Genomic DNA, 24,480 nt, shown 5'->3' with positions numbered 1-24,480 from the left:
TAAAACAAAAAAGAGTGCAAACTGTTTGCACTCTTTCCCTCTACTTGTTTAGAAATCAAAGTTATCAGGATCTGGACCAACGCGGTGGTTTTGATTTAAAGCATCAATCTTTTCCATATCTTCTTTTGTTAGCTCAAAATTGAAAATATCTGCGTTTGCAATAATGCGGTGTTCTTTCGTTGATTTCGGAATCGTTACAACTTCATTTTGAAGATCCCAACGTAAAATGATTTGAGCTGTTGTTTTTTCGTGTTTGTCTGCAATTTCTTGTAATGTTTCATTATCTAATAACTGACCTTGCATAAGTGGTGACCATGCTTCCATTTGGATACTTTGTTCTTTACAGAAAGCTTGTAGTTCTTTCTGCGTTAAACGCGGGTGATACTCTACTTGGTTAATCATCGGCTTAATTTCCGCACCTTCCATTACATCCTTCAGATGATGGATTTGGAAGTTACTTACGCCAATTGCACGCACGCGTTCTTCTTTATAAAGTGTTTCTAACGCTCTCCACGAATCTTTATATTTCCCTTCAACAGGCCAATGAACGAGATATAAATCTAAATAATCTAGCTCTAATTTTTTTAAGCTCTCTTCATATGCAGCAAGTGTCGTTTCATATCCTTGATCTGCGTTCCATACTTTTGAAGTAATGAATAAATCTTCTCGAGAAATTCCTGCTTCTTTTATCCCAGCGCGAATTCCTTCTCCAACTGCTTTTTCATTCCCATAAATCGCAGCCGTATCAATACTGCGGTACCCTTCTTTAATCGCTACTTTTACAGCCTCTACAAGTTCCGGTCCATCTTCTACTTTAAATACACCTAAACCGAACCAAGGCATTTCTACACCGTTATGCAATGTTGTTTTACTTTGTAAATTTTTCATTATATTTTTCTCTCCTTTATTTTGCTTGATCTCTTTTTTCTAATGCCATACTCCACGCTGTTAAAATAACAGCACCTACTACCATAATGCCGCCTACCCAAGCTGTATGAATTAATCCTAACGAGTTCGTTACAATACCGCCTAAATAAGCCCCAAGAGCGATTCCTGCGTTAAATGCTGCAATATTCATTGCTGATGCGATATCAACGGCACTCGGTACGAATCGTTCAGCCAATATAACGACATACACTTGTAGCCCTGGAACATTCATAAACGCGAATAGCCCCATAAAAATAATTGTGATAAGCCCCGCTACTTGAAATGGCGCCGTAAATGTTAGTACGAATAATACAATTGCTTGAATAAAGAACATATAAAATAATGCACGAATTGGATTATGATTCGATAACTTCCCGCCAATCATATTTCCAATCGCAATTGCAACTCCGTACACTAACAAAATGATTGTAACGGTACTCGATTTAAATCCTGTTACTTCTTGTAATAGCGGTGATAAATACGTAAACGTTACAAACGTTCCACCATACCCTAATGCAGTAATGATGAAAACAAGTAATAATCTCCCATTCGTGATGAGTTTGAATTGATCGCGAAATGATACAGATGTACCTCTTTTTAAGTTAGACGGAATTAGCATGCTGTTTGCGACTAAGGCAACGATTCCGATGATCACAATCACCATAAACGATGCTCTCCAGCCAAATTGTTGACCAATAAACGTTCCAATCGGTACACCTGTAATCGTCGCAACGGTTAAACCAGTAAACATAAATGCTATTGCACTAGCACGTTTATTCTCTGGTACAAGTGCAGCCGCAATTGTGGATCCAATCGACATAAAAACGCCATGCGCAAATGCAGAAACGACCCTCGCGATAAGTAACACAGTAAAACTCGTTGCTACCGACGCAATTCCATTACCAATAATGAAAACAATCATAATCCACATTAATAACGTCTTTCGCGACATACTAGCTGTTAACGACGTTAAAACAGGAGCACCGAATGCTACTCCTAACGCGTATAAAGAAACGGTTAAGCCCGCTGTTGTAACAGAAACATGTAAATCCTCCGAAATAGATGGTAATAAACCGACGCTAATAAACTCGGTTGTACCAATTCCAAACGCACTAATTGCTAGCGCTAATAAAGCAAACATACTTCTTCGATTCGTCTGAACAGCCGAAGATGATACTGTATATGAATTCAATTGAACTCCTCCTTAATACGAGAAATCCAATCATAATAGTGTGATAAAAAGGCCTTTTTATCTTCTACAAAAATAACTTTACTGCTCATAAATGCTATTATGAATGGCTTCACTCTTTTTTTGAAGAACGCACTTTAAAGTACGATAGGTACCAAAAAGTAACATAGGCACTTTTTAGTACCGTACTACTCATTTCCCTCTTACGTATGCTATTATGAAACATATTCAACATAATAAAAAGTACGTACTTTAAAGTGCTATAGGCACTAAAAAGTAACATTTAAGTTTCACTTTATTTAGCTTCTTTTGTTGAAGAACTGAAATCTACATTCATCAAAGGAGATTTTCATATGAAAAAATATAATATTCCTGTGGAGGCAACTTTAGAGGTTATCGGCGGAAAATGGAAAGTCGTTATTCTTTGCCACTTAACGAAAGGTACAAGGAGAACGAGTGAACTAAAACGTTTAATGCCTGGTATTACACAAAAGATGTTAACACAGCAACTACGTGAATTAGAAGAAGATGGAGTTATTCAAAGAAAGGTGTACAATCAAGTACCACCAAAAGTAGAATATTCCCTTACTGATTACGGATGGTCTTTAGAATCCATTCTCGATTCTCTTTGTACTTGGGGCGAATGTCATCTTGAAAAAAGCGGTAACACATCAATGCTACTTACAGAGGATGAACAATAAAAAAAGGAAAAAATGAACATAAATTTGTCCGTTTTTTCCTTTTTCCATTTATATATAGGTACATTTTTAAGATAGATAAAATAATTTATGCGCTTTCATTCCTTGCCATTACTAGGTTACAGGCTCAATATCAAATAATTAGGAATCATTTTTATGTTAACATACGTGTATATAGTATATAATATAGGATATATATTATATACACTTTCCGATAAGGGAACTTTCCATTATGCGGACAAGCCATGTATCGGACAGTTCATAAATAATAGGTAAGACGTTATGGTTTTAAATTTATGTTTTCAGCCTACTTGCTGTCATAAATTTAAAGGCATTTTATTGTGTTTTGTGAAACTTTGTATAAAGTTTCATAACCGTTTACTATCTTGCCTATCAAAAATAAAAGTATTGCTATCGTAAAGGAGAATTGGAGATGCCAGAAACTATGACTCAAACAAAGCCAGAACAAGAAACTGTACAAATTTCTGCTAGCCAAGGACAACTTGATGTACTTGATCAGTTGTTAAAACCTGAGGTACAAGAATCATTAACAACACTAGTAGAGCAGCTTCCAAAATTAACTGAGCTTGTTAACATTTTAACTAAGTCTTATGACTTCGCTCAAACTGTTGCTACTGATGAAGTATTAAAAAACGACACTGTTAGTGCAATTACAGAGCTTGTAGAACCTGTAAAAGATACAGTGAAAAGCATGGCTGCAACTGCTATCGAAGCGAAAGATCGTGCTGACGAAAGCAACGAAGTTATCGGCCTGTTCGGTCTATTAAAATTACTAAAAGACCCACAAGCACAAAAAATGTTCCGCTTTGTGAACGCATACCTTCAAGTTAGTGCAGAACGTAATAATAAATAATTTAACTTATAACAACAATTAGTAAAGACGGGGGATAACATACTATGTCAAAACAAATTGTCATCTTAGGCGCTGGTTATGGCGGTCTTCTTGCCGCTTTAAACGTACGTAAATACTACAGCAAATCAGAAGCACAAGTTACAGTGATCAACCAATATCCAACACACCAAATCATCACTGAACTACACCGCCTTGCAGCTGGTAACGTTGCTGAGCAAGCAATTGCAATGCCACTTACAAAGCTTTTCAAAGGTAAAGACATCGATCTTAAAATTGCAACAGTTGAGTCATTCTCAGTTGATAGCAAAGAAATCAAACTAGCTGGTGGCACTACGCTATCTTACGATGCACTTGTAGTTGCTTTAGGAAGTAAAACTGCTTACTTCGGTATTCCAGGACTAGAAGAAAACAGCATGGTATTAAAATCTGCTGCTGATGCAAACAAAATCTACAAACACGTTGAAGACCGTATTCGTGAATACGCGAAAACGAAAAACGAAGCTGATGCTACAATCGTAATCGGTGGTGGCGGATTAACTGGCGTTGAGCTAGTTGGTGAGCTTGCTGACATTATGCCTAAACTTGCAAAAAGCCACGGCGTAAATCCAAAAGAAGTTAAACTTCTTCTTGTTGAAGCAGGTCCGAAAATCCTTCCAGTATTACCAGACCACTTAATCGAACGTGCAACTGCTAGCTTAGAAGCACGCGGTGTTACATTCTTAACAGGTCTTCCTGTAACAAACGTTGCTGGTAATGAAATCGACTTAAAAGACGGTCAAAAAATCGTTGCTAACACATTCGTTTGGACAGGCGGCGTACAAGGTAACCCATTAATTGGTGAATCAGGTCTTGAAGTAAACCGCGGTCGTGCAACAGTTGATGCGCACCTACAATCTACTTCTCACAAAGACGTATTCGTTGCTGGAGATAGCGCTGTTGTCTTCGCTGCAGACGGTCGTCCATACCCACCAACTGCACAAATCGCTTGGCAAATGGGTGAGTTAATTGGATACAACTTATACGCAGCACTAGAAGGCAAAGCATTCGAAGAGTTCGCACCTATCAACTCTGGAACACTTGCTAGTCTAGGACGTAAAGATGCTGTTGCTACAATCGGAGCAAGCAATACTCCACTTAAAGGTTTACCAGCATCATTAATGAAAGAAGCAAGTAACGTTCGTTACTTATCACACATTAAAGGTCTATTCAGCTTAGCTTACTAATCTGAATATAAGCCCGAATCATGCCCTGCATGGTTCGGGCTATTTTTATCCGTAATTTTCTCTAACTTATTTATTCGGCAAAAGAATAATATAACCCTCTTTAATTATCAAAATATACTGACTTTTTTGTGTCGAAATTGTGTATATGAAAAGAGCAGAAGTAGATATCTTCCCTACTTCCACTCTTTCACAAGAACTATTCTCCTAATTCCACTAAGCTGTAGTTCTTCTTCCCTTTGCGAATAATAATAAATCTTCCATCAAATGAATTTTCTACAGTAACATCAGTGCCTACATCCGTTACTTTTTCACCATTCATAGATATAGCGCCATTATTAATATCTTCACGCGCTTGACGTCTAGAAGGTTCAATTCCTAAATCAACTAACCACTCTACAATGTTTTTCGTCTCTTTTGAAGACTCAAATGTCGGCATCTCTTTAAATCCTTGTTCAATTTCATCAGCTGTTAACGATTTAATATCTCCGCTAAATAACGCAGCTGTAATTTTCACAGCCTGCAAAAATGCCTCTTCTCCATGAACGAATTTCGTCATTTCTTCTGCTAATACTTTTTGAGCTTCACGTTTATGAGGCTCTGTTTCTACCTTCGCTGCTAATTCATCAATTCTCTCTTTCGTTAAGAACGTAAAGTATTTCAAGTATTTAATTACATCACGGTCATCTGTATTCACCCAGAACTGGTAAAATTCAAACGCTGTCGTCTTTTCCGGATCAAGCCAAATAGCACCACCTGCTGATTTACCAAACTTCGTACCATCTGATTTTAATAATAACGGAATCGTTAATCCGAATACTTTCGCCTCATGACCTTCTAATTTACGAATTAAATCTAAACCGCTCGTAATATTTCCCCATTGATCACTACCACCGATTTGTAATTGAACATCTTCTTCTTTGTATAAATGATGGAAGTCCATTGCTTGCAAAATTTGGTACGTGAACTCTGTAAATGAAATTCCTGTATCTAAACGACTTGCGACAATATCTTTTGCTAACATGCTATTTATGCTAAAGTTTTTTCCGTAATCACGTAAAAACTCGATAATGTTTATTTTATGTGTCCAGTCATAGTTATTTACCATCTTCACTTCGCTATTCCCGCCGAAATCAAATAGCTTTTTCATTTGCGCTGTTAACGCATCTACATTATGCTGGACTACTTCTAACGTTTGCAATTGGCGCTCTGATTGACGACCACTCGGATCACCAATTGTTCCTGTTGCCCCGCCGATTAAAATAACAGGATGATGGCCAGCTAATTGGAATCTCTTCATCATCATAAAAGGAATCAAATGTCCGATATGCATACTATCGCCAGTCGGATCCACTCCGCAGTATAGTGAAATCTTTTTCTCTTCTACTAACTTACGTAAACCTTCTTCATCTGTCTGTTGATTCACAGCACCGCGCCATTCTAATTCATCAATAATATTCATCTTTTGTCATCCCCTTTATTTTTTAAAAACAAAAAGTCCCTATGTCTACGATAGACATAGGGACGATTATTCACCGTGTTACCACCCAGTTTGCATAAATAGCATAGCTATTCATACCACTCTTAGCAATAATATCGATTGCTATTCCGCTTAGCATTACCTAAGATACTCCAGAGTGTAATTCACAAGTTTGTTTGTGCTAGGTTCCAGCAACCCCTAGCTCTCTTTGATAACAGTGACAAACTGCTACTGGGCTCTTTCAACGTATATTTTATTTGTTAAATTATTAGCCATTATATTGAATCGAAAACAAATTGTCAACAATATCCAAATGTTATTTCGAAATAATTCATACTTTAATACGTTTTTTTCTTCAAAGGTTACTGTAGATTTTCTCCAATAATCCTTACTTCTCGCTCTAATTTCACACCGAATTTTTCTTCAACTGTCTTTTGTACGAAATGAATTAAATCAATGTAATCTTGCGCAGTTCCGTTATCAACATTCACCATAAATCCAGCGTGTTTTAAAGAAACTTCCACTCCGCCAATTCGCTTACCTTGCAGTCCTGATTCTTGAATAAGCTTACCCGCAAAATTATTTGGTGGACGCTTAAATACACTACCACATGAAGGATACTCTAACGGTTGTTTTGATTCACGCTTAAACGTTAAATCATCCATTTTTTCTTTGATTTCTTCACGCACACCTTCTTCAAGTTCAAACTTCGCTTCAAGAATAATGTAATGATTGTTCGCAAATACACTCTTACGATATCCAAATTCAAATGCATCTTTCGTTAAAGTGCATAGCTCTCCATCACCTGTCATTACAACTGCTTCTGTTAATACATAAGCTACTTCACCGCCATATGCACCAGCATTCATATATAACGCTCCACCAACTGAACCTGGAATACCACAAGCAAACTCAAGTCCTGTTAAATTGTGATCCAATGCAATTCGTGACACATCAATAATCGCTGCACCACACCCCGCAACAATCGTTGTCCCCGTTACAGTAACACCTGTAATATGAATTAAACTTACTGTAATCCCGCGAAGACCACCGTCTTTAATAATGACATTCGAACCGTTTCCTAAAAACGTAACTGGAATATTGTGTTGATTCGCATACTTGATAACTTCTTGAATTTCAACATAATTTGTAGGCGCAACGAACACATCTGCTTTTCCGCCAACTTTAATATGCGTATGATTCTTTAACATTTCATCTTGCTTCACATGACCTTCAGGCAATACTGTACTTAAATATTTATAAACCTCGTGCATATTCATTTTACGATTCCTCTATTTCTATAATCTTTTTATCCCGCTATCCACGGGCCCATAATATCCCCACATAACAATGCGCTACAAATAAAAAGCCCAAGTGGTGGATAAAGTGTACATAAAGCACACCTATAAACCTCTTAAATTATAAGAGGTTCCACTCATATTAAAATATATATCGCATAATAAAGCAACCCAAATAGGCTACTAAACTTGACATGTAACCATATAGACAACAATTTGTAAAATATATAGGTTTTTCAAAGCAATACCCTTCAATATCTTACTATACCATACGAAAGAAAAGTGGTATTTTTTTGTAATTTTTACTTTATTTTCAACAATAAAAAAAGAGCACATCCCACAGAATGTGCCCTTTCTATACTCTTTAAATTATTTTTCGTTCTCTTCTTTTTCCTTATCAAACCATAATAGCTCATCGTCATCAACTTCACCATTATAATTGATTAGAATCTCTTCGCCCGCTTTTATATCTTTGTAAGCAAAGAAGTTAAACGTATGATTCTCAAAGACAATATCATACGTTGCATTCGGATTATATGCATGATTAAATAACATGCCGTATCCTAAAAGGAATGCCGTATGATTTACCCCATACTCAAATGCGTAGTCAGCAAGTAACGTTTTCTCAATGTGTTCATGCTGTTCATTCGGATAAGAGATAACTGGTGCTGAGTGTATCAACTCACCCTTTTTAATATCACGAGTTGCAAATACACCTCTATTAAATTCTCCATCACTAAGTTCCGAAGTCTTAACTTCAATCATATGCGTCACCTATATATTTCTTTCTTCGAAGTATTTTTCTCCTTAAGCTTGGCAGAAAACGCGGAGAAAAGCAATTAAATTCCTACCAAGTATAAAAAGGGCATATTATTGTGCTCTTTTTAGGTGATATTCTATGAAGCCCCGCGCATCAATTATTTCAATTTAAATACCGCACTAACTGGGTTATGATCACTATTTTCAAACTTTAAGTCTGTCCCTTGTACATTTACAATTTCAACATTCGGTGAAACCATAAATCCATCAATAATAGTGACAAAGTTTTCATCTTCCACATATTTCTTCACATCATCCCTTACCGTCATAACAGATGGATCTACAGCCCATTGAAATCCTCCGTCCGCAAAGTCCTTTGGTAACTCTACTAGCCATTCAGGACGCTCCTTTACAAACTTAGGATCGCTTAATTGGACATTAGAAAGTAACTGATTCCAATCTCCGCCTAATATGACGTAATCACCATTTTGATACCACTTGTTCATATATTCTTTTAAATACTCTGCTTGTTGCTTTCTAATTTTTCCGCCCTCATCATAAGCAGATAAATGTACATTTACGAGCCTAACATACTTCCCATTATTAACAGGGATTTTATGTTCAACAATCGCTCGATCTAAATCGAATAAACGCTTCGGCCAAGGTTCCATTCCGGGTAGTTGGAACCGCGTTGCTGTTTGAACTGTATATTTAGAAAATGTACTTAATCCGCCCTCAGCATATCCCAGCGGTTTTGTGACTGGGACAGGAACCCACTTAGTATCGTAGTTCTTCCCAAATGACGAAGCATAATCAGATAATCCTTTTTTCAAAAACTCATGCTCATTTACATCAAATGATCGGTGAGATTTTATATCAACTTCTTGTAACAATGTAAAATCGCTATTCTCATTTTGTAAAAATGAAAGCATATTTTTTAAGTTTATTTCAGTCTGTTCTTTACTACTCGAACCAGAACCTTTTCCACCGTCCATAAAGAAGTCTTGATCCTTATCTAATCCAGCATATCCAATATTAAATGTTGTAACTTTAAATTCATTTCCTTGCTGCAGTACACGCTCTTTGTTATTTTCAACCTTTACGTCTAAAACATTCGCTGGCTGCTCTTTTGTAAGTGTCATATACGCTAGAAAACCACCTAGAATACCAGCTACTATTAAAATAAATATTAATACTATTTTTAAAAATTTCTTCAAAACACATGACCCCTTTTTTGTAAAATAACATTTTATTTTCTGTATTTTCAGTTAAATGAAGATAAATTAAAGACACAAGAAATATTTTACCATAAAGAAAACTTCATATCATTATATTTAGCTAACAAATAATCGTTGTACCCCTCACTGCAATTGTCTTGAAATTCAATCATAACATTTCAGAAGACAAGACTGTAAAGCAATTACAATCCACAACAGAGAAATTGCAACTTCAAAGAATATACCGATCCTACTTTTTGTTAACATATTTATTGGTAATCCAAAATAATATTTAGTACACTATAAATAGAACTTATAGGCGATGGAGTTCGCCGTAAATGCGAATTAGCTAATGACTCCTACCAGTATGACTACTGGTAGGAGTCTATTTTTTTTGAGTACACTATTAGAGAGGTGAAGAAGTTGAAATATATTATTGTTGGCATAGCTGGTATATTAGGAGCTCTTTCCCGTTATTATTTAGGTTTTACTATCGATACGCTTTTGCATCATGTATTACCACTCGCTACATTAACGATTAACTTAATTGGTTGTTTCTTACTTGCTTTGCTAACCACCTATATCGCTCGGTTAAACATCTTACCCTCCGAAGTTATTACCGGGATTGGAACCGGATTTATCGGTTCATTTACGACGTTTTCAACATTCAGTGTAGAAACTGTACAGTTAATCAATCATTCACATTTTAGTATCGCATTTTTATATGTATCATGCAGTATGCTAGGTGGTCTAATTATGTCTGGGCTTGGCTATAAACTTGGAGATTTTTTACTACAAAAACACCTTGAGGAAGGTGAAATATCATGATTAACGCTTTATTAGTAGCAACAGGAGGATTCTTCGGTGCCATTACACGATTTGCAATTAGTAATTGGTTTAAAGAAAGAAATAAAACTTCATTTCCGATTGCTACATTCCTCATTAATATAACGGGAGCATTTTTACTCGGATATATAATTGGCAAAGGGATAACTACAAGTTGGCAATTATTATTAGGCACAGGGTTTATGGGCGCCTTCACTACATTTTCAACGTTTAAATTAGAATCCGTTCAGCTTTTCAACCGCAAAAAATTTGGCATACTATTTTTATATTTAAGCGCGACTTATATGATTGGTATCATCTTCGCATTCCTCGGGATGAAGTTAGGTGGCATATAAAAAAGCGACTCTTTTACCGGTCGCTTTCTTTCATAAAAAGTATGTCCCGCCATACGGAATTGAAAATAAACCAGCTGGATACACATCATAATGTACAATTTGCACAGGAAGCTGTGCATACGGCATATACTGACTCTGCATCATTTGCGCTACCTGTGCTTGTTGTTGCATTTGAATAGCCTGATGCACTGCCTGAACTGTCATCTGTGCCCCGGCCAATGTAATAGCTGGCCCTACTTGTCTTCCAAGGTGAAAATAATGGTTCATCATTATTCAGCTCACTTTTTATTTTTCTTCCATATCATATGTCTCTATTTCATAGTAAGTGTTTTATCGCGCTTGCTTTTTTCGAAACATCGAGAAAACAGCCACGAATAAAATCACAATAATTCCAGTAAAAACAAATAAATAAGCTAATGGAATTAAGAAAAATGGTTCGACTAAAGTTCCATCTGGCTTCACTTCGGAACCAATTATATTAAACATAAGTATACATAACACGCCTAAAAATATCGGACTAGAAGCTAATAAATATTTTTTCTTCATCATAATTCCTCCTTTTTATACTCTAAAATGTCACCTGGCTGACACTCTAAAGCTTCACATATCTTCTCTAAAGTTGAGAATTTAATTGCTTTTGCTTTTCCATTTTTTAATATCGAGACATTCGCCATTGTAATTCCTAATTTCTCGGATAACTCTGTCACACTCATTTTTCTTTTCGCTAACATTACATCGAGATTTACTACAATCGTCATAACAGAGCACCTCAAATCGTTAAGTCGTTATCATCTTTTATTTCACTTGCTTTTCTAATTAAATGAGAAAGTAAGGAAGTAAAAATAGATATAACGACTGAGAAGAATAAAATAAGTAATAGAATAACTAAAATGCTCGTATGATAACTTCCAGCTGTGAAAATATATAGTAATGCTCCGATATATAAAATCCCTTCAGTCATCGATAAAATACTAATCCTCTTTAATCGATTCGCATTTTTCACAGTAAAGGATTTGTCTGAAGCAATCTCTGAACATATTTTCCACCCTAAAAATAAAGCGCTGAAAAATGGAATTCCTGTGATCCAAATGAACAGTACGAATGGCTTATATAGTCCCTTCAAACTTTCTGAAGATAACAATACCGCTCTTCCCGTTTCTGGCCCAATATATATGCAGAACAATAAACCAAAACATCCGCAAAGAATGATAATTAACTTTAACCATAATGACAATTCGTTTTGTTTCACAAAAATCCCCTCCTGAACTAACAGCATTTATCTATTGCTGTTTTTTCAACTTTGAAGTGATAAATCCAACTAGCAACACACCAATACCACTAAAGAACAATAGGTAGCTTACTGGTACTAGGAAAAAGAAAGGTTCTACAAGAAGCCCATTATCCGCCACTTTACTAGTTGTACCGTGCATTAATAAACAGGTAACTCCTAACGATATTAGTACGATAGCTAATAAAAATTTATTTTTCATAATATATTCTCCTTTAACTTCACAATTAATTTTTCCGCATTCCTTTTGCTATCCTCATAATAAGCCCGACCACATTATAAGTCAACAACTATTTATCGTTTTACAATAAATAGTTGTTGTTTTGAACAACAAAAAAAGACTATAGACAATCATTATCTATAGCCTCTTCACTCTAAAATATTCTTTTTGGAACATACACATTCTTATCGCATTATGATAGTTGCCATCAACGAAGAACTCATCTTGAAGCTCACCTTCTACTATAAATCCGACCTTTTTATAAACGTGTACAGCTTTTTCATTCTCTTTATCGACAACTAAATATATTTTATGCATATTTAATACGGAAAAAGCGTAATCCATTGCTAAACGCGTTGCATCAGCTGCATAACCGTAACCTTGGTAACTCGGGTCAATAATAATTTGGAATTCAGTTCTACGGTGAATATAATCGATTTCTACTAATTCGACCAATCCAACCATCTCATTATCTTTCTCAACGATAAATCGGCGCTCACTTTGATCATGTATATGTTTATCGTATAAATCCTGCAGCTCCACAAATGCCTCATACGGTTCTTCAAACCAATACGACATAATATGCGCGTTATTATTAAGTTCGTGTACAAACTTTAAATCTTCTCGTTCTAAAGGACGTAATTTCAATTCCTTACTCATTTCTATAACCTCCAAGTAAAATAACCTCTTCACTTAATTTCTCATTTTTTTTAGATTTCAAACGTCCTACTTACATTGTAAACTTTCAAGTAACTTGAAGGTCAAGATGTAAAAATAGTGCAAACAAAAGTCTGCACTACTACTCTTTCTTCAAATCCCTCATATTGGATATGTATAAAGCAATGACTAAAACAAGAATAGATCCTGCATATAACAACGTCTCCATCGGTTCATCGTGAGACACGATAATTAATCGAATTAAAGCCGTAATCCCGATATAAATAAAATACCGTAATGGAAAATGATAATTCGATTTAAAATACTTAATAATTAATGCGATAAACTCGAAGTATAAGAAGTAGACAATGATGCTTTCAACTAATTTATACGGTGTGTATTTCTTCGCTGAAAATATGTATTGAATAAACGTGATTGTCTCATTAATTAAAAAGATAGATAAGACAATTGATAATATGATTAACGCTATATTTAATATCCACTGCAAAACACTAGCTATATAATGATCAATATTAAATGATTTCATTTTCACTTTAGACTCCCTTTCGTGTAAGTACTTGTTCATTATAACAAACTTACAATTATAGGAGTGTTAAATCAAATATGATCGTCCTCTTTCACTAGCACTTCACCATTAGGATATCTTTGCTTAATATAGTCGCTTCCCCAATCGCAAAGTACTTTTAAAACTTCTTTTAATGATTGTCCCTGTTTCGTAAGAGAATACTCAACTTTCGGTGGTACTTGATTGTATACTTTTCTAGACACAAGCCCATCTTTTTCAAGCTCTTTCAATTGCTCAGTAAGCATTTTTTGCGTAATACCAGTGACCAATCGTTTTAACTCGCCCGTTAATGTGGGATAAAAATCAAACGACTTTATTATCTCTATACAAATAGGGATTAGCAAATAATGTTACTATAACCTCAAAAAAAGAAATCTTATTTTAACTTTCCTATCGATAGGTTAACACGATAATTCCCGTACTTTAATAGTCGCCCCAGAAAGTTATCCAATTCTTCATTAGAAGCAAAATGTGTTTTTAATAAATAACATCCCTCACCACTTATACGATGCACTTCAGAAATTCCTTCTTCTCCTTGAAAGAAATTCATAAACTCTTGATGATTAACTGTTGTTACAAACAAAGTAACAAATGCAGTCACTATTTGTCCTAATTTGATTCGGTTTATTGCAATTGTATATTGTTCAATAATCCCTAAATCCTCTAATCTCCGAATTCGATTTCCTACAGCCTGCCCCGTCATATGTATTTTCTGACCAAGTTCTTTCCATTGTATTCTTGAGTTTTCTCCTAATAATTTCAGCATCTCAAAATCTGTTTGATCAATGATATAAACCAATCCTTTCACCGTGAAAGTAGAAAGCCCGAAAGTGTTTCGCCAACTTATTCTGCTTATCGATACAATTCACTATACTTAGTTTATCCTCTTACATCACATTATTTATCAGTTATATTCACTTATAACATAGAGGACGTAACAAAAAAATACATCTAGATTTAAAGGAGGTTACAAATATGTTATTACAAGAGATTTTATCGTTCAATGAACAATTTGTAGAAAATAAAGAATACGCTCCTCGTGAAGCGACAAAAATACCTAAAAAACGTATGGTTGTTGTTTCTTGCATGGACGCTCGTTTAATTGAGCTACTTCCAAAAGCTTTAGATATACACGATGGTGATGCAAAAGTTATCAGAAATGCAGGTGGTAAAATTGCTTCTGCTTTCGATAGTGTTATGCAAAGTGTTGTAGCATCAGTATATGATCTAAATGCAGATGAAATATTTCTTATCGGACACCATAGATGTGGTGCAAGCCAAACTAATCCAAAAGGAACACTTCAAAAAATATTAGATCGCGGAGTAGCTTCACCAGAAATTTTATCAGCAATTGAATATGCTGGTGTTGACCTTGAAAAATGGTTATTTGGATTCGATGATGTCTGCGATTCAACTCAAGCTAATGTTGATTTAGTAAGAAATCATCCACTTATTCCAAAAGATGTTCCTGTACATGGTCTAGTTATTGATCCTCACTCAGGTAAATTAGATTTAGTAGTTGATGGATATAAAGCATTAAATGGTATGGAACATTAATTATTACTTAAATGAAGGGAAGTTATTAGATATGAATAGACAAGAAGCTACGCAAAAAATTATGGAAGCAAAAATGGCAAAAGGTTTAACATGGGAAGAAATTTCAAAAGTAAGTGAAAACTCTGAGACTTGGGTTGTAACAGCGTTATTAGGACAAGCTACAATGACACGTCCAGAAGCAGAAAAAATCGGTAAACTATTAGAATTAGATGAAGAAGTAGTTCAAGCATTAACAGTAGTTCCACTTAGAGGTCAAGTAATGCAAATGCCTCCTACTGACCCAATCTTATATCGATTATATGAAATGATGTTACAATACGCACCAACTCTTAGAGAATTAATTCTAGAAAAAGCTGGCGAAGGTGTAATGAGTGCAATTAACTTCAATCTAGGTGTGGACACACAAGAAGATCCAAAAGGTGGCGACCCTCGTATCGTGATTACACTTAACGGGAAATTCTTACCGTTCCGTACATGGTGATTAATTAAAAATCTATCTATATAATTAAAGTAATTTTATAGATTTACAAAATCCATCCTTTTTAATCTAGCTGTGTAGAAAGGATGGATTTTTACTATGAGATTCTTTTTATACAAGGGAGAATAATATGAATAAAAAATACGTCGATACGAGCTTTAGTATTCTACAGTGGTTTGTGTTTTTATTAGCAAATGCAATTGCATTGCCTATCATTATTGGTGGCATATTCCATTTATCAATAGAAGATATCTCAACATTAATGCAACGAACTTTTTTAGTTGTAGGAGTAAGTTCATTTATACAAGCATGGTTTGGGCATCGCTATCCCATAGCGGATGGGCCAGCCGGTTCATGGGTAAGTATATTTGTCATATTGGGACAAGTCGCTATGCATCAGGGACAAAGTGCAAAGGATGTATTACAACTTTTAGAAGGCGGATTAATTATTGCAGGTATATTACTCTTCGTCCTTGGTATAACAGGGCTTGTTCATCGAATTCTACGTTTATTTACACCCTTGGTTACAGGAACTTTTCTTTTAATATTATCTCTTCAGCTTAGTGGTGTGTTACTAAAAGGAATGATGGGATTACAAGGAGCTGTAACTCATCCTGATTATACAACGGCTGCTATTGCGCTCTTTGTTTTTGCCCTTATTACTTTCTTATCAATTAAAGGGAACGGATGGATGAAAAGTTACGCTGTGTTACTTGGAATTTCATGTGGTTGGCTTTTGTATGCTGTATTAGGAAAATCATCTCATATGCCTTCACACACACCGTTAGTTAAGTTACCAGAGCTATTTTCTTGGGGCACACCTAGATTAGATATTGGAATGGCTCTAACTGCAACTTTATTTACATTTCTTTTAGTTGCAAATACAATCGCTGCTATTTCGGCTGTAAAACAAGTGGCTCCGTTATCTAAAGAAAATGAAAAGCAAATACTGAACCGCGGCGTGTGGGCCGGAGGTATATCGCATATTATCTCGTCGTTGTTTTCTACAATTGGAATTGTACCATTACCTGCATCAGCAGGATTCATTCAGCTAACAGGACAAAGAAAAGTGAAGTCGTTCCTTATAGCAAGTCTTATATTAGCAGGAATTTCTTTTATTCCTTCAATTGTAAACTTTATATCCTTGCTACCAGGTCCTATTGCTAATGCCGCACTTTTAGCAACATTTGTCCAAGTAATAGGCATTTCATTTCAATCCATTTTACGTGAAGAATTAAATCAACGCCGATTAACTATATTAGGAATTTCATTATTAATCAGTTTGGGAATAATGTTTCTTCCAGAAAGTGCGTTTAGCGGAATTCCTTCTTCCTTACAATATGTTTTAAGTAATGGATTACTTGTGGGTACCATGCTTGTCATTCTATTGGAACAGTTTTGGAAAGAGTAAAATTTGTGACTAAGTAAAAAAGCGTCCTGCTTACAGGGCGCCTTTTTATACCTAATGACTAATACTAGCAGTTGGGTATAATGTTGTTCCTCCAATTGAAACTTTTATTTCATTTGTTAATGGAACATTTTGTTCATTAATAATTGTTCTCCACCATTCCCATGCAAGACCAGTACATTCTCTTGCTACGATTTTTATATTTTTTGAATTTGGTGGAAGAGGGATAACTGTAGAGTAATGAGCCGTTTTGTCTTTGCCGCTACCATCCCATGTTTTATGTGTTAGTACTTCTTTACCATTTTGATCAAATGTGAATTCATCCCAAGATACATCAAATTGCGCAACGTAAGCACCGTAATGATCCAGTGTCATTTTAGCACTTGAATATTCTGTAGTTGTCGTCTCGATATAATCTGTATTGTTATGAACAGCAGCAGTTGCATTATCTTTTAAGAAAGTACTTGTATATGAAATTGGGTATGCTGGATTTTTAAGACTTAATTCAGCATTATCTTTAATGATATTTCGGATTTCATTGAAATCTTTAGTAACAACCTTGTTATGCTCTTTCGCATCTCCACCTAATACTACAGCAGTAAAGGTACTTTCTTCAAAAATATCTTTATACTGTCCACTTGTTTCGACGCTGTTATTCTTAAGTAAGGCTTTAAAAGCAGCTTGTACATCTTTGCTCTTAGAGGTTGTTTCTAATTTTACATAAACCGTTCTACCATAAGCTACATTTGAAACCATAACAGGTGGAGCCGAATTACTTACGCCTTTACGAGTTAGCTCACCAAAAGTAACACTATTATCAAAAAGATCGGATGGATTGTTAGGTAGTTCAGCACTTACGGTATAAAATATTTGCTTATATGCCGCTACCATCACTTTTTTCTCTCCATTTGCAACCGCATTAAAATCAATGTTTAGACTATTATCAAGATATTTAGCGTTAACATTAAGAGCACTTGCGATTTGTGATTTACTATAAACCATAGATTCCGTATACTGCATTCTTGCAGGTAACGTATGTGTTGTGGAATACTTTTCATTCCAAGTAGATACTAAATCGTCTACTGCTCCAGCTACATTACCATATGTCGGATTTTGGACAGTGATTGTATTTTCTTTTCTCATGCCAGGTAAGTCTATACTAATATTTAAAGGCTTTCTCTTAGCCACTAATAAACTCGGTTGATTGTCTGCAAAAGCTTTATTTGCAAGTTGTACAGCTCCTGGATACGTACGATTCACTACAGAATCAATAATTGAAATATCGACTGGTGACGTTGTAAGTGATTTTTTCTCGCGTTCCACTACTACAAATTTACCATTTGAATTGATACTTTCTTTCGGGACAAAACTCTCTACTTTATCACCATTTACAGCTAAAACCTCTTGATTATTATATTTAAGATTTGCTATACCAGTATCAATGCCACTAGCATTTTTGGTTACATCAGTTACATTACCCGCTTGTGTTTCTGCGAAGGAAATAGATGAATAATTAATAGTGCATAGACTAACTAATAAACACGCAAGGAACTTTCTTCTTTTAGTGTTTTTCTTAATATTCAGAAAAATCACCCCGTTCTTTTTTTAGTAAGATATGATAATGATTGATAAATGATAGCTAACTAATAAACCTACATAAATGCTTTCAAAAGTTCTTGAATTAACGGGATTACGCCACCTACAAATTTCAAAACTGCCATTGCGATTTCCATATTATTTCCTCCTTTTTTATTGCTACGAAAATGTGATTTATCTTTATGCCCTCATTATAGTGACCCCTTACACTTTTATCAATACACTCTTATATGCAATATTACATACAAAAAAAACAAGCTGAATTCTTATAAAAAGTTATACAGAGATAAATTTTTCGTTTGGTAAACACTTGAAAATGCGAAGCGTTCCTTTGCATTTCATGAGTAATTTACAAGTTTATTGTTGGAAGCATCGCAGGACCGGAAGTAATGAAATACATGTAGGACTGTTACGAGCAGCCAGAAATATTAAGAGTTATCATGGGCAACCGCATTAAAAAAAGCTGCTGCCTATAAAATACAGACAGCAACTTCAACTAGAGTAGCTGTTATGATTTACGTAAGCTACAGTATACAATTTGATTTTCTATTAGTTTTTTTGGCATACTCATTTTTGAGCTGCTTCTTTTTTACATTTTGTAACTAATAAACAGCGATTGGACCATAAGGACCATTGATAATTTCTATTTTTGTTTCAAAAATATCTGTCAAAATTTCCGGGTCCATAACCTCTTCTACTGTTCCAAAAGCAGCAATTTGTCCATCTTTCATAGCACAAATTTTATCAGAATATTTGGCTGCAAAATTTATGTCATGCATAACAGTCAGAATTGTTCTTCCGAATTCATTAGCTGCACGTCTCAAATGCTCCATCATTTGAACAGAACGAGCAACATCAAGGTTGTTCAGAGGCTCGTCCAAAAGTACATATTCAGTCTCTTGGCACAATACCATCGCTACATATGCCCTTTGTCTTTGACCACCAGAAAGCTCATCTAAATATCTATTCTCTAAATCAGTTAAATCTAAAAAATCGATATATTTAGAAATGATAGCTTCATCCTCTTTAGTTAATCTTCCCTTTGAATAAGGAAAGCGTCCAAATCCAACTAATTGTCTAATAGTAAGCCTAGTTACAAAATGATTTTCTTGTCGCAATATAGTCAGAACTTTTGCTAAGTCTTTTGATTTGGATTCAGAAACATCCATATTTGCTACCTGAATTTGACCTTCATCCATATCTAAGAGTCTTCCAATCATCAAAAGTGTCGTTGACTTTCCAGCGCCATTTGGTCCAATTAAAGAAGTAAAGCCCGCTTTTGGTATTTCAATATCCAAAGGTCCTATTTTCACCTTATCAGTATAGAACTTTTTAACATTATCAATTTTTATCATAAAGCCCTCTTCCTTAAAACTATAGTTAAAAATGTTATTCCACCAAATAATTCGATAATAACTGAAACTACACCTTGAGCATGGAATACATGATACATTAAAAAGTATGCACTCGTCATTATCAAAAATCCTATAGCAAAAGCCATTGGGAAAATATATCTATGATCATAAGTTGACGCCGCCTGATAACTCAAAGTTGCTACTAAAAAGCCGTAGAAAGTAAGTGGCCCAATTAGAGCTGTTGAGATGGACATTAAAATAGCTACTAATACAAGCGTATAAATTACACTAGGTTGATATTTAACCCCAAAAGAAGTAGCAACATCCTTTCCTAGTGACAAAACATTCAAATTCTTAGAATGAGCAAAAATTAATACTGCTACAATTATGATCATAGGAATTACAATAGGAAAATATGCAGGATCTGCATGATTAACAGAACCAAATAATCTTGCTTGTAAAATATCAAATTCTGAAGGCGCAAGTAGTTTTCTCATGAAAGTTGACACAGAATTTAGCCCGGTACCAATAATAATTCCAACTAAAAGCATAAGTTGTAAATTCCCGTATTTACCGGAAAGTAACCATCCATAAAGTATCAAACTCATGAAGACCATCACAACAACTTGAAATAAAAATGATCCAATTCCACTAAAATTTATCAATGCACTAGCACCAAAGAAGAATATTGTACTCGTTTGAATTGCTGAATAAAGTGATTCGAAACCTAAAAGCGAAGGAGTAATAATTTTATTATTCGTAATAGATTGGAAAGCAACTGTCGACAAGCTATGGCAAACTGCAGCAATAATCATTGCAACAATAGCTACTATCCTTCTCTTAACAACTGGGATAAAAGAAGGTGAATCTATCGGAACTGGATTGTTATAAACTAAAAGTCCATATGAAGAAAGGAGGCCTAAACCAATCAATGTGATCAGTAAAATCCAATAACGTCTTGCTTCCTTCTTAGAACGAAAAGCACTAGCTGATCTACTTTCATTATGAAGGCTAGAATCGATTTCGACATTTTCTTTATTTCTATATTCTAATGTGATCATCGTAGCCTCCTTGGTTTTCTTTGTCTCAATAAAATAGTAATAAACACGATTGCTCCCACTGTTGCAAGTATTAAAGAAACAGGTACTTCAAAAGGCTTTATAATTGTTCGAGAAATAATGTCACAGGCAGTTATTGTCCCCATTCCGATCACACATACCCAAGGTAAATTACTCCTAAGATCATCCCCTCTAAACATTGAAACAATGTTTGGAACAATTAATCCCAAGAAAGGTAAGTTTCCAATAACAGCTGCAACAATTCCAACAGCAACAGAGATAAGGCCAGTCCCAAAAAGAACAATTCTATTGTAATTAACTCCAAGGCTTGTTGCTACATCTTCTCCTAGTCCAGCTAACGTCAATCTATTCGCATACATAAAAATAAGCAAAGTAATGATAACAATCAGCCATAAATATTCATATCTTCCCACCTGAATGTTAGCAAATGAACCTACAAACCAAGTTTCAATACTTTGTGTCCTTTGAAAAAGAAGCCCCATAAAAGTAGACACTGCAGAAATAACTGCTCCAAGCATCAATCCAATAATCGGGACAATTAAAGAAGAACGAAGTTTAACTCTTCTTAAAAATAGAAAGAAAACCATAGTTCCTATAAAAGAAAAAATGATTGCACCAGTCATTCTTTGCACTAAAGTCGGGGCAGGGAATAATAAATATACAAAAAGCAGGCCTAAGCCTGACCATTCAATAGTCCCCGTTGTAGTAGGTTCAACAAAGCGATTCTGTGTAATGAGTTGCATTACGAGCCCTGCCATCGCCATTGCAGCTCCAGTAAGCATTAATGCAACTGTTCTCGGAACACGAGTTATGAAAAACATCTCCATTCCATCCTCTTGTCCACGTATATCATAAACTCCAGTAAACAGTGATATAATCCCTAAAATTATAACAACTATAATCGCTATTATAAAAGGTTTTGTCCATAATTTATTGTGATTATAAAACTGGGGTTGAGAAATATTCTCAACCCTAGAAATTATATTTTTTGACACTGTTTCGTACTCCTTTACACTACTTAGCTAAAGTTTTTGCAAGATTTCCAAACAACTCTATATAAGTCTGAATTGATTCATTTGTGTAAGTATCTTCTGGTGCATAAACAACTTGTTTTTTAGAAACAGCAGTTGTGTTTTGAAGAGCTGGTGATTTAGAAATAACATCCTTAGCAGGTGTTGAAGTAGCTGCATCAGATGTTGCAGCATCACGATCTAATACGAAAAGCCAATCAGGATTTGTTTGTGCAATAGCTTCAACAGAAACGTCATCACCTTTATGACCTGCAGTAGAATTTGAAACTTCTAGTGCTGGAACCCAACCGAAAATTTCATACATTGGTCCCCAAACACGACCAGAATGTGGAGCAGCAAAACCAATATTCCCACCAGTAACGATAACACTCATAACTTTATCTTTTCCGTTATAAGCAGATTTTGCAGTTTCAATAGATTTATCAAAATCAGCCACTAATTTTTTAGCTTCTTTATCTTTATCAAAGATTTTTCCTAAAGTAATTGTAGAATCTTTAAGTCCTTTTACTAAGTTTTTCCCAGGCGTAGTAGATTTCTCAGAAACATCAAAATTAAGATCAATAACAGCTGCATTTGGTACTAATTTTTTGATCTCTTCGTAATGATCAGCAAATCTTTGACCAACGATTACAAGTTCAGGGTTTGCAGCTGCAATAATTTCAAGATTTGGTTCACGGTGATTCCCAATATTTTCAACTGAATTATCCTTTTTATATGCTGAATCTGCAGGCATGATATCCTTTGGAGCAGCCGCTAATTTAATTCCCCAATCAGCTAAAGTTTCAAAAGTTCTATTATCTAAAGCAACTACATTCTTTGGATTTACAGGGACTTTAACAGTTCCATGTGCATCAGTGATTTCAACCGTTTTTGGCTTATCACTACTATCACCTTTAGTAGCTTTCGAAGTTTCCTTACTTGAATCTGAGCAAGCTACTAACATTAAAGTGAAAACTGCTAGAATACTTACTAATTTTAAAAGCATAGTTTTTTTCATACGTATACTCCTTATAATGTAATTTAGTTTGAAAATGATAACGTCCATAGATTAAATTAGATAGTAACTTTTATGCATCTAAATTGCTATTGATAATCATTTTCATTTGAACATCCTGTTAATAAGTATAGTCGTTAATTATGTGAAAATCTTGTGAATGGTGTGAGTTAATAAAATTAAACATAAATTAGATACAGTCTCATCTAATGCGCACCAGAGTCATCCCCCACACGTACTAATCAATAGATTGGGCACCTTATAAACCATGATTTCTACTGCAAAAAAAATGCCCATTAATAGCTAATATTTTCATAATCCATTGCCTGATAGAAATATTCTTTTTATAGTTTCTGTCTTTTAATATTTCTCAGAAACTATTTGATTATCAGATTTAATAGAAAAAACGAGTAAAACTGAATGAAACAGTTTTACTCGTTTTTTCTATTATGCTAGATATTGATTATTATGACAAACTGTACTTTACCTATTATCTTATTTTTATCATTCAACCATTGAATAGCCTCTGCCATGTATCGTTTCAATATATCTGTCTTTCTTCTCGCACTTTAACTTTTTTCTTACATACCCAATATATAAGTCTACTACATTTGGATTGACTACTACGTTATATCCCCAAACCTGATTCAAAAGCATTTCACGGCTCAATATTGTATTTTTATTCTTAATTAAAAATACAAGTAAATCGTACTCGCGCTTAGTAAGCGAAAGATTTTTACCACCTTTTTTCACAATATGGCTAGATGCATCAACAAAGAGATCTTTAAACTGAAAAAAGTTTGTCTCATTTTGCTGAATACAGTCACTTCTCCTTAAAATAGCTTGAACCCTTGCTACTAATTCTTCTTTCACAAATGGTTTTCTTATATAATCATCCGCTCCTGCTTGTAACCCTGCTATGCAATCCTGGCTAGAAATATTGTCGGTCACAATAATTATCGGTGTCGTTTTAACAAGTCGTATTTGTCTGCAAATTTCTGGTCCGGATATACTTAATGAATCCCAATCCAATATGATAATATCCCAATCTTGTTCATATACTATATTTAAACCTTGGTTTTCATTGTGAAGTTTTAAAATGAAATAGCCCTCTTGCGTTAGACCGCTTACGATTTTCTTTGCAAAAGACCGTTCATTCTTAATTACTAACACCTGCTTCACCGATGGTTCACCTCTACTTCAATATAACTTAGTTAGATAAAAAATTATCCCAAAAAAATAATTTAAGATTTATAAATATTAAATCCCTAAAAAAAGCCATTATAACAGCTTATTAGGAGAACTCTATATAATCTTACAATAGATATGGATGAAAACACAAAATATATGAAGATTTAAATAAATGTTATTTAATCATTAAGGGGCAG

29 protein-coding genes, 1 riboswitch and 1 other annotated feature are annotated in these 24,480 nt (G+C 34.8%); of the genes, 8 read left to right on the top strand and 21 right to left on the bottom strand.

What is annotated here, in order from left to right; all coding sequences use genetic code 11:
- Positions 1-48 precede the first annotated feature (48 nt).
- On the bottom strand, positions 49-888 hold the full coding sequence (locus JTF23_RS09225) for an aldo/keto reductase (protein ID WP_213020025.1): 840 nt from the start codon (positions 886-888) through the stop codon (positions 49-51).
- A 16-nt stretch (positions 889-904) separates the two neighbouring features.
- Entirely contained in the window at positions 905-2,068 is a 1,164-nt protein-coding gene (locus JTF23_RS09220) for an MFS transporter (RefSeq protein ID WP_204208604.1), read from the bottom strand.
- Positions 2,069-2,469: 401 nt separating this feature from the next.
- Here JTF23_RS09220 and JTF23_RS09215 point away from each other — a divergent pair, with 401 nt between their 5' ends.
- The 3 genes from JTF23_RS09215 (at position 2,470) to JTF23_RS09205 (ending at position 4,911) form a co-directional block, all read left to right on the top strand.
- Positions 2,470-2,817, top strand: coding sequence for a winged helix-turn-helix transcriptional regulator (locus JTF23_RS09215; RefSeq protein ID WP_002112766.1), 348 nt, complete (start codon positions 2,470-2,472; stop codon positions 2,815-2,817).
- Between the two features lie 430 nt (positions 2,818-3,247).
- Positions 3,248-3,688, top strand: coding sequence for a DUF1641 domain-containing protein (locus JTF23_RS09210; protein WP_002112767.1), 441 nt, complete (start codon positions 3,248-3,250; stop codon positions 3,686-3,688).
- Positions 3,689-3,732: 44 nt separating this feature from the next.
- On the top strand, positions 3,733-4,911 hold the full coding sequence (locus JTF23_RS09205) for an NAD(P)/FAD-dependent oxidoreductase (RefSeq protein ID WP_002112768.1): 1,179 nt from the start codon (positions 3,733-3,735) through the stop codon (positions 4,909-4,911).
- 196 nt (positions 4,912-5,107) lie between these two features.
- Here the strand turns inward: JTF23_RS09205 and tyrS are convergent, their stop codons facing one another.
- The 4 genes from tyrS to JTF23_RS09185 form a co-directional block, all read right to left on the bottom strand.
- Positions 5,108-6,370 (bottom strand): tyrosine--tRNA ligase, encoded by a 1,263-nt coding sequence (gene tyrS / locus JTF23_RS09200; protein ID WP_002159940.1) that lies wholly within the window; start codon positions 6,368-6,370, stop codon positions 5,108-5,110.
- Between the two features lie 55 nt (positions 6,371-6,425).
- Positions 6,426-6,642: a binding site (T-box leader), on the bottom strand.
- Between the two features lie 108 nt (positions 6,643-6,750).
- On the bottom strand, positions 6,751-7,668 hold the full coding sequence (murB, locus tag JTF23_RS09195; RefSeq protein WP_131229919.1) for a UDP-N-acetylmuramate dehydrogenase: 918 nt from the start codon (positions 7,666-7,668) through the stop codon (positions 6,751-6,753).
- A gap of 387 nt (positions 7,669-8,055) precedes the next feature.
- Positions 8,056-8,451 (bottom strand): SET domain-containing protein, encoded by a 396-nt coding sequence (locus tag JTF23_RS09190; RefSeq protein ID WP_000573650.1) that lies wholly within the window; start codon positions 8,449-8,451, stop codon positions 8,056-8,058.
- Between the two features lie 152 nt (positions 8,452-8,603).
- The gene (locus tag JTF23_RS09185) at positions 8,604-9,662 is read right to left on the bottom strand and encodes an endonuclease/exonuclease/phosphatase family protein (RefSeq protein ID WP_078179425.1); all 1,059 of its coding nucleotides are present in this window, start codon (positions 9,660-9,662) and stop codon (positions 8,604-8,606) included.
- A gap of 309 nt (positions 9,663-9,971) precedes the next feature.
- A riboswitch (Fluoride riboswitch) is annotated at positions 9,972-10,031 on the top strand.
- 54 nt (positions 10,032-10,085) lie between these two features.
- On the opposite strand from JTF23_RS09185, the gene crcB (JTF23_RS09180) reads away from it, so the two are divergent.
- Positions 10,086-10,490: a fluoride efflux transporter CrcB gene (gene crcB / locus JTF23_RS09180; RefSeq protein WP_204208566.1), complete on the top strand. Its 405-nt coding sequence runs from the start codon at positions 10,086-10,088 to the stop codon at positions 10,488-10,490.
- A complete protein-coding gene (gene crcB / locus JTF23_RS09175) occupies positions 10,487-10,843 on the top strand; it encodes a fluoride efflux transporter CrcB (RefSeq protein ID WP_016106584.1) in 357 nt (118 codons plus the stop codon). Before crcB (JTF23_RS09180) ends, crcB (JTF23_RS09175) begins: the two co-directional genes overlap by 4 nt.
- Positions 10,844-10,873: 30 nt before the next feature.
- Here crcB (JTF23_RS09175) and JTF23_RS09170 read toward each other — a convergent pair whose 3' ends face one another.
- The 9 genes from JTF23_RS09170 to JTF23_RS09130 all read right to left on the bottom strand — a co-directional run bounded on the left by JTF23_RS09170 (position 10,874) and on the right by JTF23_RS09130 (position 14,402).
- Positions 10,874-11,113 carry a DUF3947 family protein gene (locus tag JTF23_RS09170; protein WP_204208565.1) on the bottom strand — a complete coding sequence of 80 codons (240 nt, stop codon included), beginning with the start codon at positions 11,111-11,113 and terminating at the stop codon, positions 10,874-10,876.
- Positions 11,114-11,173: 60 nt separating this feature from the next.
- Positions 11,174-11,389, bottom strand: coding sequence for a DUF3955 domain-containing protein (locus JTF23_RS09165; protein ID WP_002159933.1), 216 nt, complete (start codon positions 11,387-11,389; stop codon positions 11,174-11,176).
- Positions 11,389-11,601, bottom strand: a complete 213-nt coding sequence (locus JTF23_RS09160; protein WP_002112778.1) for a helix-turn-helix domain-containing protein — start codon at positions 11,599-11,601, stop codon at positions 11,389-11,391. Before JTF23_RS09160 ends, JTF23_RS09165 begins: the two co-directional genes overlap by 1 nt.
- Positions 11,602-11,612: 11 nt before the next feature.
- The gene (locus tag JTF23_RS09155) at positions 11,613-12,092 is read right to left on the bottom strand and encodes a DUF2975 domain-containing protein (RefSeq protein WP_204208564.1); all 480 of its coding nucleotides are present in this window, start codon (positions 12,090-12,092) and stop codon (positions 11,613-11,615) included.
- A 31-nt stretch (positions 12,093-12,123) separates the two neighbouring features.
- Positions 12,124-12,333, bottom strand: coding sequence for a DUF3955 domain-containing protein (locus tag JTF23_RS09150; protein ID WP_002129860.1), 210 nt, complete (start codon positions 12,331-12,333; stop codon positions 12,124-12,126).
- Positions 12,334-12,489: 156 nt separating this feature from the next.
- Positions 12,490-13,011, bottom strand: coding sequence for a spermidine N1-acetyltransferase (gene speG, locus JTF23_RS09145; RefSeq protein WP_002159930.1), 522 nt, complete (start codon positions 13,009-13,011; stop codon positions 12,490-12,492).
- A 139-nt stretch (positions 13,012-13,150) separates the two neighbouring features.
- Complete coding sequence (gene psiE, locus JTF23_RS09140) at positions 13,151-13,555, bottom strand: phosphate-starvation-inducible protein PsiE (RefSeq protein ID WP_002159929.1); 405 nt, start codon at positions 13,553-13,555, stop codon at positions 13,151-13,153.
- Positions 13,556-13,626: 71 nt separating this feature from the next.
- Positions 13,627-13,938, bottom strand: a complete 312-nt coding sequence (locus JTF23_RS09135) for a winged helix-turn-helix transcriptional regulator (protein WP_204208562.1) — start codon at positions 13,936-13,938, stop codon at positions 13,627-13,629.
- Positions 13,939-13,970: 32 nt separating this feature from the next.
- Positions 13,971-14,402: an Lrp/AsnC family transcriptional regulator gene (locus JTF23_RS09130; protein ID WP_204208561.1), complete on the bottom strand. Its 432-nt coding sequence runs from the start codon at positions 14,400-14,402 to the stop codon at positions 13,971-13,973.
- A 167-nt stretch (positions 14,403-14,569) separates the two neighbouring features.
- On the opposite strand from JTF23_RS09130, the gene JTF23_RS09125 reads away from it, so the two are divergent.
- The 3 genes from JTF23_RS09125 to JTF23_RS09115 all read left to right on the top strand — a co-directional run bounded on the left by JTF23_RS09125 (position 14,570) and on the right by JTF23_RS09115 (position 17,040).
- Positions 14,570-15,151, top strand: a complete 582-nt coding sequence (locus JTF23_RS09125; protein WP_204208560.1) for a beta-class carbonic anhydrase — start codon at positions 14,570-14,572, stop codon at positions 15,149-15,151.
- A gap of 31 nt (positions 15,152-15,182) precedes the next feature.
- Positions 15,183-15,632: a cyanase gene (gene cynS / locus JTF23_RS09120; protein ID WP_204208559.1), complete on the top strand. Its 450-nt coding sequence runs from the start codon at positions 15,183-15,185 to the stop codon at positions 15,630-15,632.
- Positions 15,633-15,759: 127 nt separating this feature from the next.
- Complete coding sequence (locus JTF23_RS09115) at positions 15,760-17,040, top strand: purine/pyrimidine permease (protein WP_078173409.1); 1,281 nt, start codon at positions 15,760-15,762, stop codon at positions 17,038-17,040.
- 51 nt (positions 17,041-17,091) lie between these two features.
- Here the strand turns inward: JTF23_RS09115 and alo are convergent, their stop codons facing one another.
- The 6 genes from alo to JTF23_RS09085 all read right to left on the bottom strand — a co-directional run bounded on the left by alo (position 17,092) and on the right by JTF23_RS09085 (position 24,274).
- Positions 17,092-18,630: an anthrolysin O/cereolysin O family cholesterol-dependent cytolysin Alo gene (gene alo / locus JTF23_RS09110; RefSeq protein ID WP_204208558.1), complete on the bottom strand. Its 1,539-nt coding sequence runs from the start codon at positions 18,628-18,630 to the stop codon at positions 17,092-17,094.
- A gap of 605 nt (positions 18,631-19,235) precedes the next feature.
- On the bottom strand, positions 19,236-19,988 hold the full coding sequence (locus tag JTF23_RS09105) for an iron ABC transporter ATP-binding protein (protein ID WP_204208557.1): 753 nt from the start codon (positions 19,986-19,988) through the stop codon (positions 19,236-19,238).
- Positions 19,985-21,049, bottom strand: a complete 1,065-nt coding sequence (locus JTF23_RS09100; protein WP_204208556.1) for an iron chelate uptake ABC transporter family permease subunit — start codon at positions 21,047-21,049, stop codon at positions 19,985-19,987. Before JTF23_RS09100 ends, JTF23_RS09105 begins: the two co-directional genes overlap by 4 nt.
- The gene (locus tag JTF23_RS09095; protein WP_204208555.1) at positions 21,046-22,062 is read right to left on the bottom strand and encodes an ABC transporter permease; all 1,017 of its coding nucleotides are present in this window, start codon (positions 22,060-22,062) and stop codon (positions 21,046-21,048) included. Before JTF23_RS09095 ends, JTF23_RS09100 begins: the two co-directional genes overlap by 4 nt.
- A gap of 19 nt (positions 22,063-22,081) precedes the next feature.
- The gene (locus tag JTF23_RS09090) at positions 22,082-23,095 is read right to left on the bottom strand and encodes a siderophore ABC transporter substrate-binding protein (RefSeq protein ID WP_204208554.1); all 1,014 of its coding nucleotides are present in this window, start codon (positions 23,093-23,095) and stop codon (positions 22,082-22,084) included.
- Between the two features lie 501 nt (positions 23,096-23,596).
- Positions 23,597-24,274, bottom strand: a complete 678-nt coding sequence (locus tag JTF23_RS09085) for a response regulator transcription factor (RefSeq protein WP_204208553.1) — start codon at positions 24,272-24,274, stop codon at positions 23,597-23,599.
- Positions 24,275-24,480: the final 206 nt, after the last annotated feature.

Origin of the sequence: Bacillus sp. RIT 809 (genome assembly GCF_016892495.1) — a bacterium.
In the GTDB taxonomy this organism is placed as follows: Bacteria; Bacillota; Bacilli; order Bacillales; family Bacillaceae_G; genus Bacillus_A; species Bacillus_A cereus_U.
The sequence above is the reverse complement of the archived record's forward strand: the minus strand, read 5'-3'. Positions and strand labels throughout refer to the sequence as shown.